We start from the raw sequence: 13,567 nt of genomic DNA, 5'->3' as shown, positions 1-13,567 counted from the left end.
TGGGGCTCATGCCGAGCCGGGAGCCCCGTCTCGGCGGTGGGACGGACGTCGCTGCCCATCCGGGCCTGGCCTCGGCGGAGGTCGTGCTCGCGACCTAGCTGAACCCGCACGGAGACTGGACCGCCATCGTCCATCCCACGACCTTCTAGGTCCTCGACCTTCATGCCGTGCTCGGTGGGGCCATCGGTGCCTTTCCATCTCGCGAACCGCCTTGCAGCACCGTATCGGTGCGGCGCAGCCGATGGAGCTGTGCTGCTTGTCGGGCCAGCCCCATCCGGTGTCAACGATCAGCCGGTCACGGGGCCGGCCCCGTGCCGGTCCTGAGGAGCTCGGTCACGAGCCGGCGGGCGTGGGCGGCGTCGAGCCCGGCGGAACGGAAGAGGATGCGGTACACCAAGGGGGCGACGACGCGGTCCATGACCGTCTCGGTTTCAGGGACGGCCTCCCCCCGGCCGGCCGCACGGGCGAGAATGACGTCGATCTGCTCGGCCGCATAAGCCGAGCACTGCCCCGCGTTACTACCGTCCGGGTCGCCGAGCAGAGCGTCGCGAACGTAGTCGCGGCCGGCGGGAGAGGCCATCTCGTCGAGGAATTGTTCGGCCCAGGCCGTCAGGTCGGCCCGTAGGTCACCGAGGTCCCGCGGTGCCGTCTCGGGACGGAGGCGCTCCACGGCGACGTCCGACAGCAGCTCCTGCAGGTCGCCCCAGCGGCGGTAGATCGTCGAGGGGGTGACCCCCGCGCGCTGGGCGACCAGCGGCACCGTCAGTGCAGCGCGGTCCACCTCCGACAGGAGTTCGCGTACAGCAGTGTGCACCGACGCCTGGACCCGGGCGCTGCGTCCGCCGGGGCGCACCATCTGCTTGCGGCTCATAGGCCCACCTTAAAGCACAATCCTTGCGTTTACTCGTGCCCCGCTCTCCCGTGGGTGACTGGGCGACGGACATGGAAGCCTCTTTCCTGGTCGTCGGTGCGAGCGCGACAGGGGAGCACCAAAAGCAAAGTATTTGCCTTAAACGATCGTAGGCTCTACGGTGCCTTAAAGCGAACTGATTGCGTTAAGCGGGTAGCGGTGGGCGGTGACGACCTGTCACGGCGCTGGAGCGGACCGAAGCTGCCGACGAACGCCTGCCGACGACCGCCGCGCTGAACGCCGCACGAACGAAGGAACGGTGGACCATGCAGACCTCCCCCGGCACGCCCCTCCCCCGCTGGACCGTGGGCGACGTGACCGTCCACCGCGTCGACGAGGTTCCACTGCCACCCCCGACCGGGGCGTGGCTGCTGCCCGGCGCCACGCCCGAAATGGTGACTGGCGAGGACTGGCTGCACCCCCACTTCGCCGATCACGAGGGCACGTTGCACCTCGACAGCCACAGCTTCGCGTTCGTCGCCAGCGGACTGCGCATCATCGTCGACACCGGAATCGGCAACGGCAAGCAGCGGGCCAATCCGGCCTGGCACAACCTGCACACGGACTTCCTGGACCGCCTCACGGCCGGCGGCTTCCCCCCGGACTCCGTCGACCTGGTGATCCTCACCCACCTGCACGCCGACCACGTCGGCTGGAACACCCGCGAGGTGAACGGCGAATGGGTACCCACCTTCCGCAACGCGCGCTACCTCACCGCCCGCACCGAACGGGAATTCTGGGCCTCTTACAACATGGACGCGGCGCGTGAGCAGATGTTCCGCGACTCCGTGGTCCCGGTCGAGCAGGCGGGTCTGCTGGATCTGGTCGACGTCCCGGCCGCGGGCGCGGAGGTCGCCCCGGGCCTGCGCCTGAGGCCCACGCCCGGTCACACCCCCGGCCATGTCGCCGTGGAGCTGACCAGCCGGGGCGAGACGGCGCTGATCACCGGCGACTGCATCCACCATCCGGTCCAGCTCGCCCACCCCGCCATCGGCGCCTGTGTCGACATCGACCCCTTGCAGTCCGAAGCCACCCGCCGCGAGTTGCTCGGCTCCCTCGCGGGCACGGACTCCCTCGTCCTCGGCACCCACTTCGCACCGCCCACGGCCGGCCGCGTGATCCAACGAGGAGACGCCTACGGACTGCGGCCCGTCTTCCCGGCCTGACAGACCGCTTGCAGGGCGGGAACCCAGTGACACGCAGGGCGGGCCGAGCAGCTCGCCCCGCTCGGGGCACCGCCGTCGGGTCACGGGATCCGGTCTGCCGAGCCCGTGAGGCCCTGCAGTCGGGGGCCCTGTGCGACTTCTATTGCCACTATTGCCTGCACAGCCCACGGTGTTCGACGGCCGGCGGTCAGGCGGCGAAGGCGGCGAGGAGCTTGTCGGTGAGGCGGTCGAGGTAGTCGGGGTCGGTCGGGGTCCGGATGACCGCGAGACGCCAGTAGAGCGGGCCGGCGAGGAGGTCGAGGGCGAGTTCGAGGTCCACGTCCGAGGGAAGTTCGCCGCGCTCGATCGCCCGTTCCAGGATGTGGGTGGCCTTGCCGCGGCGGGTGTCGCGGACAGCGGTGAAAAGTGCCTGTTCCAGCTCGGGGTTACGGGCGCTCTCGGCGAGCAGGTCGGGGACGATCTTCGCGGGGAGCGGGTGGCGCAGAGCGCCGGCGATCTCGGTAAGGAGAGCGAGCACGTCGCCGCGCAGCGTGCCGCTGTCCGCGACCTCGGGTGCGTCCACAGCGATGGCGGAGACCAGGGCGACGGTCATCTCCAGCTTGGACGGCCAGCGGCGGTAGATGGCGGCCTTACCCGCTCCCGCCCGCCTGGCGACCGCTTCCAGGGAGAGCCGCGCATAGCCGACCGATGCCAGCTCCTCGAAGAAGGCGGCCGAGATCGCCTCGGTCACCGAGTCCTGCAGCACGGGCCCTCCAGGGAGCCGGCGCTCGGGGGCGGGGGCGGGAGTCTGAGGCGTGGGCGAGCTGGACATGCCCTGAACGTACACCAGACGGAACGCTTGCGTCTCGACTAGGTGGAGGCTAGAGTCCCTACTTAGACGAGACGGAACGGTACCGTCTCGACAGCGGGTTGGGGATACACCATGCGATTCCTGTTCGAGGACGAGTCGTTCTCCTTCGAGACGTTGCGCGCGGCCGGGTTCGCCAACTACGGCGGCGCCGACCTGGGCGAGGTCGTGGCCACCGTCCGGAACGTCGGCGAGAGCGACGAAGAGGCCTGGCTGCGCGAGTGGAAGAGCACCGCGGAGCGCGTGCACGCCATCGGCGACCGCGCCCTGGCGGCCGGGCACCGGGTCAGCGCTCGCGAAGCCCTGCTGCGCGCATCGAACTACTACCGCACCGCCGAGTTCTACCGTCGCGACGACCCCGCCAACGACCCCGAGGCCAAGCGTCTCTCCCAGCTCTCCCGCGAGACCTTCGCAGCCGCCGCGGCCCTGATGGACACTCCCGTCGAAGCCGTACGCATCCCCTACGGGGACAGCAGCCTGCCCGGCTACCTCTTCCTCGTCGACGACTCTGGCACTCCTCGCCCCACCATCATCTTCACCAGCGGCTTCGACTCCACCTTGGAGGAGGCCTACTTCGCCGTCGCCGCGGCAGCGCTGCGCCGCGGCTACAACGTGCTGGCCTACGACGGGCCCGGCCAGGGGGCGGCGCTGCGCGAGCAGCAACTGGTCTTCCGCCCGGACTGGGAGACCGTGGTCACCCCGGTGGTCGACTACGCGCTGACCCGCCCCGAGATCGCCCGCGACCAGCTCGCCCTCTTGGGCTACAGCCTCGGCGGATACCTCACCGCCCGCGCCGCCGCCCACGAACACCGCCTGGCCGCCCTGATCCTGGACGACGGCCTCTACAACTACTACGACGCGCACACCCTGGTCATGCCGCCGTTCCTGCGGGAGTGGGTCGAGACCGGACAAGACGACCTCGCCAACCCCGTCGCGAACCTGCTCATGAAGGGCAACACCCAGCTCCGCTGGGCCCTGCGCAACGGCGTCTGGGCGTTCGGCGCGGCCTCGGTGGCGGACTACATCCGCCGTACCGCCGACTACACCCTCGACGGCGTAGCCCAGCTCATCGACTGTCCCACCCTCATCCTGGACGCCGAGAACGACCAGTTCTTCCGCGGCCAGCCCCAGCGCGTCCAGGCCGCCCTGACCTGCCCGCACGCCCTCATCACCCTCCCTGAGGCCGAGGGCGCGGGCGAGCACTGCCACATGGGAGCCATGTCCCGCTTCCACCAGATCACCTTCGACTGGCTCGACACGACCCTGTCCTCGGCGGCTCAGCCCAGCAGCTGAGCAGCTGTTGTCTTTCCGACTCCTCGCGGTCGCCGGGGATGTTGCGGGTGGATGTCCGGCAGAGGCCATAGACGCTGTCGACGGTGACCAGGGCAGTGAGGCGATATTCGATTCCCCCAGTCGGGGCGGAAGACGAGGCCTTCGTGGTGGCGGAGCCCGGGCTCTTCGGGGCCGTTAAAGCCGCTGTGGACCTGGGTCGGCCGTGGCTCCCCCGAGGTGTCAACCCGGCCGCAGCGGGCGCTGGTGGTTTCTTCGATGCGGCTGAAGCGGTCGTCGGGGGCGAGGTCGGCGAAGACGTAGACCTCTGTGCTGTTGAGGAGCCGGTCGGGTTCGCTAACACGAGATCGCGGACGCACGGGGGCATCCTGCTGCGGCGCACCACCCGCACGCAGCTGCACGGGAAGCTGGCCGAAGGCATGGGCCAGGCAGTGGAGAACGGCGGCCTCATCCGGCGCGAACCCGACCCCACCGACCGGTGCGCACACCTGCTCGTTCTCACCGAGCAAGGCCGGCTGACCGCGGCCGAGCTGCGTGCGCGGCTCGCCGCCAACCCGATGGGGAGCCTGTCCTCGTGGCCGCCGGGCGAAGCCGAAATCTCCGCCCGCCACCTGCGCCGCTTCGCGCTGGACGGCCCGTTCGCCTGACAAGCGGGCAGAGCCACCCTCCGTGCGGACGCTTCGCGCGCGAGCGGTTCCTTCTTCCTCCTTCCTCCTTCCTCCTGGGCGGCGCGTCGGCAGTTCGGTGTCAGCGAGGGCCGGTGATCGGCCGGCGGTCGTAGCACACGGAGCCCGGGGCCGCGCTCGTGGCCTGCCGGCCCTTGATCTCCACCCGTGCACCGGGCTTGATGACGTCGTACACCCGCCTCGCGTCTTCAGGTGACAGAGCGATGGCACCGGGGATGCTGTCCTTGGCGAGGGCGGCGACCTCCGGGGGGCTGCAGTGCGTCCTCCTCAGGCACACGGCCTAGGGCAGCTCATCGCTGCCGGGACTGCCGTGGACAAGGCCGCAACGGCGGTCGGCATCACGGTCGGCCGAGTCTACGGGCGGGCCAACTGGGACGCGGCATTCGCCGACGAACTGGATAAGGCCTGCTGGGCGTTGTGTGTCCTGGGCGAGGATTCGCCGCGGTGTGCCACCGCAAGTGGGTACCGCGGTAATCCTCGCCAGCCGCAGGAGCAGCCCCCTTGGTGCCGCAGCACCGGCTGCCCCGAATGGCGACGCGCCAGCGGACCGGCAGGGGCGGGGCCTCCTGCCGGAGGCCGCATTGCGAGCGTCTCACGGGACCGGGATGAGGATCTCGCCATCGCCTGGGCCGAGGTGCAGGCGGCCGAGCCCGGCGAATCCGGTCGGACCAAGCCGCCCGTTGTCCGACCGCGTTATGGCCGTCGACAACGGGGGGGCAAGGCCCTGTGCGACCTGCGGGAGCGGCCGGCCGGTCCGCGACGGCTCATCCGGACGCTGCCTCGTCATGAGCCGTCCCCGCAGGCGCGCCAACCACCCTACGCAACAGCCGCAACCGCACCGAGCTCACTGCGCACCGAAAACGCCCAGCTCAGTCCACCCGCCTTCCGTCGTCGGCCGGACCAGGGCGAGAGGCCGGGGATCAGTGGCCGTCGACGACGCCGGAGGCCACGATCTCGACCTTGCCCTTGGGGGTGCCGGACTGCGAGCCCAGGGCCTCGATCTGGTCGACGAGCTCCTTCCCCTGGACGACCTCGCCGAAGACGACGTGCTTGCCGTCGAGCCAGGGGGTGGGGACGGTGGTGATGAAGAACTGCGAGCCGTTGGTGTTGCGGCCGGCGTTCGCCATCGACAGCAAGTACTTGCGGTCGTGCTTCAGCTCGAAGTTCTCGTCCTCGAACTCTTCGCCATAGATGCTCTTGCCACCGGTGCCGTCGTGGTTGGTGAAGTCACCGCCCTGCAGCATGAACTGGGGGATGATGCGGTGAAATCCCGAACCGGCGTAGCCATAGCCGTTCTGGCCGGTGGCCAGCTCACGGAAGTTGCGCGCGGTCTTCGGGACGACCTCGTCGAAGAGGTTGAAGACGATCCGGCCGGCGGGGGTACCGTTGATGCTGATATCGAAGTACACGTTACTCATGGGGCTCATCCTGTCATCCCTCGTGCCGGCCACGCCGAACGGGCTCGCCGGTGACCGGACACCCAGGACGGACTGAGCGCCGGGCGCGGTGCGGTCGTACGGCCGGGTACCGCCACACCATGTGCAGTGAGCCCGTATTCGGTAGGCGGGGAGGAACCGCTCAGCGGGCAGGTCGCCGAACGGCGCCGATCCGGCAGCCCGCCGCCATCGTGCTGGACCACCTCGCCGAGGAGCACTACCGCCCCCGCTCCCCCACCCACCGCCGCACCCGTCCCAGCCGCCAGTGACCTACCCGGCCGTGGCCCACAGTCCCCCCTGGCCTACGCGGTCGGCGCGAAACTGGATCTTGGCCTCCTGCAGCAGGCCTCCTACTTCTGCTTCGACGCACCGGCAAATCGCGATCGCCGTGCAGGGCGTGGAGGACCTTGATGCGGCCAAGACCGTGCCCCGCCAGCCGAAGAGGACTGCGGCCACGAGGCCCTGAAAGCCGTCAATGGGTTACTTGTTCCCCGGTGTCTGAGCCAGGATTCCGGGGCCAACTCCGGGGAATCAGCGACAGGCCGAGTTGGACTGCCCAGGTCCAGCAGGGTGGTAGGGATGACCGCGTCGTCCAGGGTGCGGTGCGGGAAGTGGTGGCGTACGGCGGCGGAGGCCGGCAGCGCGGGGGGCGGGGACGGCGGGGCGGGGGTCGATCCCGCGTTGAGTTACTCGCGGACCTGAGCGTTCACTGGGGGATGCGCGGCGCCGCTGTCCGCGCCCAGGCCCGCGAGCAGGCGCAGCCCGTCCTCGGCGGGACTGTCGGGGGCCGCGGACAGGACCAGCAGCTCCATGCCTGATTCGTCCGGTAGCGCGAAGTTCTCCTGGTGCAGTTCCAGCAGTCCGACCAGGGGGTGCCGGTACGCCTTGCGTCCATGCGTGCGGGCGCGCACGTCCGCGCGGGCCCAGAGGCGGCGGAAGCGCTCGCTGCCCATCGCCAGTTCGCCGATGAGCGAGGCCAGGCGGGGGTCCTCGGGGTATTTGCCGGCGGCCAGGCGCAGGTGCCCGACCACGTCGAGGGTGCATTTCTCCCAGTCCGCGTAAAGGCCGCGCTCGGCCTCCTCGAGGAAGATGTGCCGGGCGGTGTTCAGGCCCGGCATCGGCCGGCCGTAGAGGAGCCCGGCGAGGTGGTTCCCGGCGAGCACGTCGAGTCGGTGGTTGATGATCAGCGCGGGTGCGTCGGCGACCAGGTCGAGGACGCGCAGCAGTTCCGGCCGGACCCTCCCGCCCGGCGTCTTCGCGCGGCGGCGCTGCCGGGCGAGCCGGTAGAGGTGCCCGCGTTCGGTCTCGTCGAGGCCGAGGACGCGGGCGAGCGCGTCGAGGACCTGCTCGGAGGGCTGGGTCGCGCGGCCCTGCTCCAGGCGTACGTAGTAGTCGACGCTGACTCCGGACAGGTGCGCGACCTCTTCGCGGCGCAGCCCTTCGACGCGGCGGCGGCTGTCGGTGGGGATGCCGACGGCCGCCGGGTCGACCCGGGAACGCCGGGTCCGCAGGAAGCCCGCTAGATCGTCCATGTGCCCAGTATCGCCTCGGTGGTGCGCGTGAAGGTGGTCCTGCCAGTACCAGGAAGTCCCGTCCGATGGAAGAGGCGCCCCTGAACGCCGGGCGCCGCGGCGCCCAGAATCGAAGGCACCCATCCGAAGGAGTTCCCATGAAGACGCTGATCGTCTACGCCCACCCGGAGCCGAAGTCGCTCAACAGCTCGCTGAAGGACCTCGCGGTGTCCACATTGGAGGCCGCCGGGCACGAGGTACGGGTCAGCGATCTGTACGCGATGGACTGGAAGGCGGTCGTGGACGCCGCGGACTACGGCCCCCACGCCTCAAATCCGCTGAAGGTCGCCCTGGACTCGGGCCGGGCCTTCGACGCCGGGACGCTCACCCCGGACGTCCTCGCCGAGCAGGAGAAGCTGCTGTGGGCCGACACGATCATCTTCCAGTTCCCGCTGTGGTGGTACACGATGCCCGCGATCCTCAAAGGCTGGGTGGACCGGGTGTTCACCTACCACTTCGCGTACGGCGTCGGCGAGCACAGCGACACCAGGTACGGCGAGCGCTTCGGTGAGGGCACCCTCGCGGGCAGGAAGGCTCTGCTGTCGGTGACCGCCGGCGGCCCGGAGTCGCATTACGCCGCTCGCGGTATCAACGGCCCCATCGACGATCTGCTGTTCCCGATCCACCACGGCATCCTCTACTACCCGGGCATCGAGGTGCTGCCGCCGTTCGTGCTGTACGGCACAGACCGGTTGACCGGCGAGGACTACCCGGACGTCGCCAAGGCCTGGGAGCAACGCCTGCTCACCCTGGAGTCGACCGAGCCGATCGCGTTCCGGCGGCAGAACTTCGGTGACTACGAGATCCCCTCGCTGCACCTGAAGGAGGGACTGGAGCCCGCGGGCCGCACGGGTTTCGGGCTGCACGTACGCGGCCGACCCCGACGCGCGGACCCGATGTTCCTCCAGCCCAAGGTGGTCGGCGATGGCGGCCACGTCGTGAGCGAGAGTGCGGACGCGGCAGACGCGTGCAACGGCCGTACGCCGGGCGGTCGTAGGAGATGAGGTGGATGCCGAGTTGGTAGAGCAGCAGGAGCGCGGGTGTGGCTGGTCCCGGCTGCCGGAAGTGCCGTGCAGCATGAGGACCGCGTACCCCGATGGATCGCGCCAGGTGTCGCAGAAGATCGCACGGCCAGTCTCGGCTGCGCGCAGCGCGATCCGCTCCCCGCCTCCAACCGGTCACCTTTCGAGGAGGCCTCGCGCCTCCCCGACCTGCGCCGCACCGAGGTCGCTGTAGCGCGCCAGTGCCTCTTCGAGATACGGCCTCGCCGCCCGAGCCTGCCCCCGGAGCAGCGCGAGTTTGCCGAGCTCCAGCAGGACCCGGGCGGCGCCGGAACGGTCACCGATCCGCGCATACGTCTCGCGCGCGCTCTCGAACCGCTCGGCCGCGGAGCTCAATCGGCCTTCCTCGGCATCAAGGACGCCCAACTCCACGTCCGCCCAGGCGGCGCCTCGGAGATTTCCCATCCTTCTGTACGCCTGGAGTGCGGTGTCGCCGTGTTCCCGTGCCGTGGCGAGGTGCCCCGCCATCCTTTGGAGCGTGCAGAGTTCGACGTGTGCGTCCGCGATGTTCCGCTTGCCATCCAGTTGAGTGAACTCCCGCAACGCCTCTTCGAGCAGGGACTGCGCCTCGCTGTAGTGCCCGAGGATCCTCTTCACGATCCCGATCTCGCGTCGGGCCCAGGCACAGCCGTTCCGGTCCGACGCCCTGGATTTGATTCGCAGTGCGGCCGCGAACCGTCTCTCGGCACTCTCGTAGTCCCCGGTGAGCCGGTCGATGGTGCCGAGTTCGATGAGGATCCATGCCTCGTTGCGGTGGTTCCCCTTCTCACGGTAGATGTGTAGTGCTTGGGCCAGCTTGTCCCGTGCTCCTCGGTAGTCACCGGTCGCCCTGCTGATCATCCCGAGGACTCCGAGGCCATTGGCCTCGCCGCGCCACTGGCCCTCGTGCCGGTGGAGATCGACGGCATGCACCATCCTTGCGCGCGCCGACGGGTAGTCGGCCAAGTGGTAGAGGTTCATGCTGACTTCACTCATGCAGTACGCCTGATTGCGGACGTCGCCCAGCCCCTCAAAGGTGTCCGTGGCCTCCTGGGCGAGCGCCAGGGCCGTCCGGTACCGCCCTGAAGCGCGGTGCAGGGCAGCCAACTGCCCCCTGCAGTGGGCCTGTCCGGCTTCGTCCTGTGAAGTGAGCGCGATCTGCAGCGCGGAATCGTTCAGCTCCTCCGCTTGCGGGATGTTCCGCCGGATGCGCATGAAGTAGGCGAGCCCTGCTGTCAGGTGCCAACTGTGGGGCCAACCATGGTCGATGGCAAGCCGAGCCACCGACCGCAGGTCGTCGAAGTAGTGCCGGAGCCACTCCAGTGCCTCGGCTTCGGTCATGGGGGACTGAGACTCTTGCCCGCCGGCTCCGGGGACGTCGATGACGAGAGGGGCGTGAATGCTGTTGTTGGCTCGTACCAGTTGTCGGGCCACGAGCCGGAACAGACGCTCTCGTGCCTGCGTGCGCGCGGCGGGATCGTCCCGCAATGAGCTCTCCCGCTGCGCCAGCGACCGTACGAGGTCGTGGAAGCCGTAGCCGTGCGGATCGGGCCTGATCGCCAGACCGTGCCGATGCAGCAGGGCGAGCGCGCGGGCCGTTTCCGGGACAGACAGGTCGGCGAGGGCGGCCGCGCTCGCGGCAGTGACGTGGGGCCCGGGGTGGAGTGCCATCCGGCGGAAGACCAGGTGGTCCACCGGCTCGAGCGCCTGGATCGTCGCCAGCATCGGTTCGAGCCCTTCGCCGAGCGCGGGCAGGTGCGGCTCGGCGCGCAGGGCGAGGGGCGTCTGCTCGGCAACGATCCGGTCGGCGATGTGCCGAATGGTCAACGGCAGACGGTACAGGGCCACCACCGCGGCGATCACGGTATCGTCGACGGTGCGGGAGCCTCGGCGCAGAATGTCGCTGACCACGGACCGGGCGGCGTCCTCGCTCAGGGCGTCGACCTCGACGTGCACGTCCGCGTCCAGGCCGGGCAGCATGCGCCGGCTGGTGACGATGACCATCGAACGGGCGGATGCCGGAAGCAGGTGCCGCACCTGGGCTGCTTCGGCCACGTCGTCGAGGACGATGACGAACGGCCTGTTCCCGACGGCGGACCGCCATTGACTGCTCATGCTCTCCAGATCGAAGTCCATCGTCGCCGGAGCCGCCCTGACGGTGGCGAGCACCGCGGCGAGGACATCCTCCGGGCGGAGCCGGCCGGCCGATTCCGCATGGCTGCGGTACCCGACAAAGAGCTGGCCGGCCGGGTAACGGTCGACGAGAAGGTGAGCGGCCTGGACGGCGAGTTCCGTCTTGCCGCTCCCCGAGCGGCCCGTGACGAGGCAGACGAGTGGCCGTGCCGCAGCCGAGGTTGGCTCGGCGGTCAAGAGCCGCTCCAGTGCGCTGTCGCGGCCGGCGAACACTGCCGTTCCCGGTGGGAGTGTGTTCGGGCCGCCGCTGTGGCCTGCGGACGCGTCATCCGGGGCGGGATCGTCCGTGGAAGGGCCGCCGCCTGGCACCAGAGCCGCACCCACGGCCGCAAGGGTGACCAGCACGAGAAGCGTGCCGAAGAGCCACCAGTTCCAGGTGGTGGTGACGACATTCGTCACCGCGCCCACACCGGCCCCTAAGACGGGGCCGGACGCCAATATCAGCGCCTCACGTCGTCGCCTGGGACTTATGGTCACCACCCCCACCGCCGCTGAGCGAACAGCACATGCCCACTCGGACACGGCTCCACGCCTGGATCGGCAAGGGATGTGCAGGGACGGGTTGGGCAGGCGTACGGGACCGCCTCGTCGGCTCTGCGAAAGCTAAGGCCGCCTTGTCCAGAGCCTCGGCTTCCGGTAGGTCGGCAGTGCGTCTCCCGGTCATGCGCGTCGGCAGTTCGAGCGAAGCCAGCGCACCGCACGTCAGTGCGCAGCATCCCGTGCGAGCAGTCCTTCAGGAGTTCCACCGCATCCCAGAAGCTCGGCCAGTCGTGACGTGTTCAGCAAGACCAGGCCGAGAGCCCTGCTGCACGGCGGCGTTCTTGGGAGGAGTCTTCCTCGGTATCGGCAGCGGTGCCCGTGAAGCGCCCATGCCACGGCGCCCATGCCACGGCGTCCTCCCCCGGCAGCCGCGTCAGGTGTGGCCCAGACAACGCCTGCTATCTGCTCAGCGGGCGGAGTCGGATCGGTGAGGAGACGTCGGCAGGTAGGCCACGGTGTCCGCCTCGCCCTTGCCTCCAGCTCCTGGAGCGTGATGAAGACCTGCCGGTCGGCCGATCCCTCGTCCACGAGGAGTTCGGCGAGGGTGGACAGCCGATCGGCGATGGCGTCCAACACCGCCGTCCGCAGGGCACCGGAGGAGGCCGGCACAGCGTGGGCGCGCTGCACGCCCACGAACACGGCCTCTCCGCGCCGGGTCAGCGAGCACTGCAGGTCCTGCGCTCGTGCTCCTCGGCCGTGCGGTGGTTGTCAACGTGGTTCTGCACCACGTCAATCAGCTGCCACTCCCCCAGCTTGCCCAGTGCCGCAACCAGATCCTCGTCCGTGAGCGCGTCCAACCAGCCCACTCCGCGCCAGCCGCCCGCACACCTCGTCCAGGTTCAGCGCGGTCCCGAGCCGTTCGACGGCCTCCCCGAAGGTGTACGGGACCGCTCCGTACAGCGGGGCCAGGTCGCCGGTCGTGAAGCGGAACATGTCGGCGGGACGCGCGGCACACCTCCGAAAATGCCGCTGGCCCCCATGTTTGTCCCCCTCGCCTCGGACCATCGCGCATCTCCGGGCTGTTCCATCGCCCCATCAGGGACACGGCAAGCCAGTCTCGTCGAGTGAGCGCCGACTCACAGGTACACGAGAGCGTTCAGGTTCTTGTGGCCGATGCCTGGTTGGTTGAGCGCGAGCCAGCCGTGGCCGCACATACGAGTGGTGGCGCCGATAGCGCGGGGATCGACGGACAGCCGTCCGCAGGCGTGACCCACGCTCGCCATCCCCTCATTCGGGACAGCTCCGTCGAGGTTAGGATCGAAGTCGGCTTCGTCAATGCGGAGTTCTTCCCCAGGGAGTGGGTCGCCGATCCACTCCGGGCTGCTCCTTGCCGCGTATCGCCGACGGATGCGGCCATGGTGGGCGACCACCCATATGTCGGCACCCGCCGCCGAGTCCTCGTAGAACATCTGCGCCTGGCCGCAGTGGGCGCTCAGCCGTTCCACCGCGCCCATCCACTCGTCCCACCCGAGGCCGACCAGATCGACAAGGTTGCCGAAGATCAGCCGCCAGCCGTCCAGTTCAGGAGTGATGAAGGTGGGAAGCGCACCCCTGCGAAACGGCAGGTCCTCCACGTCGGCGCCCTCGTCCAGGGTGACCGGGAAGCGGTCGTGCAGACCGAGCGCCTCGAAAAGCCCTTCGTACGTCGCACCGGGCACCGCGTACCACCAGCCGCGAGGATCCAGGGGAAAAGGCTCCTCGCCAGCGGACTTGAGACGTGCGCGGCGCTCCAGGAGCATCCTGTCATGCGCGTCGAGACGGTCGATCAATCCGATGGCGATCAGGTCGCCCAGCCTGCTGGGGGTCATGGCCGGTGATCCTATGCAGCCACGGCGGTCCACTGCCTACCGGGCAGCGTTTGCCGGGCGCAGCGCCTGACTCAGCTGAC

The 13,567-nt window shown here is 69.5% G+C and carries 11 protein-coding genes and 1 pseudogene; 4 read left to right on the top strand and 8 right to left on the bottom strand.

Annotated features, from left to right (window positions below; translation table 11 throughout):
• Positions 1–295 precede the first annotated feature (295 nt).
• Positions 296–871, bottom strand: coding sequence for a TetR/AcrR family transcriptional regulator (locus tag ACWC0C_RS34290; RefSeq protein WP_449199853.1), 576 nt, complete (start codon positions 869–871; stop codon positions 296–298).
• A gap of 305 nt (positions 872–1,176) precedes the next feature.
• Here ACWC0C_RS34290 and ACWC0C_RS34285 point away from each other — a divergent pair, with 305 nt between their 5' ends.
• Positions 1,177–2,076, top strand: coding sequence for an MBL fold metallo-hydrolase (locus ACWC0C_RS34285; protein WP_450868041.1), 900 nt, complete (start codon positions 1,177–1,179; stop codon positions 2,074–2,076).
• A gap of 187 nt (positions 2,077–2,263) precedes the next feature.
• On the opposite strand, the gene ACWC0C_RS34280 is transcribed toward ACWC0C_RS34285, so the two are convergent.
• A complete protein-coding gene (locus tag ACWC0C_RS34280; RefSeq protein WP_450868039.1) occupies positions 2,264–2,887 on the bottom strand; it encodes a TetR-like C-terminal domain-containing protein in 624 nt (207 codons plus the stop codon).
• Positions 2,888–2,998: 111 nt separating this feature from the next.
• Here ACWC0C_RS34280 and ACWC0C_RS34275 point away from each other — a divergent pair, with 111 nt between their 5' ends.
• Complete coding sequence (locus ACWC0C_RS34275) at positions 2,999–4,216, top strand: alpha/beta hydrolase family protein (RefSeq protein ID WP_450868038.1); 1,218 nt, start codon at positions 2,999–3,001, stop codon at positions 4,214–4,216.
• Positions 4,217–4,299: 83 nt separating this feature from the next.
• Positions 4,300–4,860 carry a hypothetical protein gene (locus ACWC0C_RS34270; protein ID WP_450868037.1) on the top strand — a complete coding sequence of 187 codons (561 nt, stop codon included), beginning with the start codon at positions 4,300–4,302 and terminating at the stop codon, positions 4,858–4,860.
• 959 nt (positions 4,861–5,819) lie between these two features.
• Here the strand turns inward: ACWC0C_RS34270 and ACWC0C_RS34265 are convergent.
• Together ACWC0C_RS34265 and ACWC0C_RS34260 are read right to left on the bottom strand one after the other, a co-directional pair.
• Complete coding sequence (locus tag ACWC0C_RS34265; RefSeq protein ID WP_450868035.1) at positions 5,820–6,317, bottom strand: peptidylprolyl isomerase; 498 nt, start codon at positions 6,315–6,317, stop codon at positions 5,820–5,822.
• A 704-nt stretch (positions 6,318–7,021) separates the two neighbouring features.
• Entirely contained in the window at positions 7,022–7,867 is an 846-nt protein-coding gene (locus ACWC0C_RS34260) for a helix-turn-helix transcriptional regulator (protein ID WP_450868033.1), read from the bottom strand.
• Positions 7,868–8,004: 137 nt separating this feature from the next.
• Between ACWC0C_RS34260 and ACWC0C_RS34255 the strand changes: the two are divergent.
• Positions 8,005–8,781: pseudogene (locus ACWC0C_RS34255) on the top strand (NAD(P)H-dependent oxidoreductase); the annotation flags it as partial.
• Positions 8,782–9,084: 303 nt separating this feature from the next.
• Here ACWC0C_RS34255 and ACWC0C_RS34250 read toward each other — a convergent pair.
• The 4 genes from ACWC0C_RS34250 to ACWC0C_RS34235 form a co-directional block, all read right to left on the bottom strand.
• Positions 9,085–11,538, bottom strand: coding sequence for a tetratricopeptide repeat protein (locus ACWC0C_RS34250; protein ID WP_450868031.1), 2,454 nt, complete (start codon positions 11,536–11,538; stop codon positions 9,085–9,087).
• Positions 11,539–11,841: 303 nt separating this feature from the next.
• A complete protein-coding gene (locus ACWC0C_RS34245; protein WP_450868167.1) occupies positions 11,842–12,288 on the bottom strand; it encodes a hypothetical protein in 447 nt (148 codons plus the stop codon).
• Between the two features lie 47 nt (positions 12,289–12,335).
• Positions 12,336–12,476, bottom strand: a complete 141-nt coding sequence (locus ACWC0C_RS34240) for a hypothetical protein (RefSeq protein WP_449196634.1) — start codon at positions 12,474–12,476, stop codon at positions 12,336–12,338.
• A 279-nt stretch (positions 12,477–12,755) separates the two neighbouring features.
• The gene (locus tag ACWC0C_RS34235) at positions 12,756–13,487 is read right to left on the bottom strand and encodes a hypothetical protein (RefSeq protein ID WP_450868029.1); all 732 of its coding nucleotides are present in this window, start codon (positions 13,485–13,487) and stop codon (positions 12,756–12,758) included.
• Positions 13,488–13,567: the final 80 nt, after the last annotated feature.

It is taken from the genome of Streptomyces sp. NPDC001709, assembly GCF_053596375.1.
The sequence above is the reverse complement of the archived record's forward strand: the minus strand, read 5'-3'. Positions and strand labels throughout refer to the sequence as shown.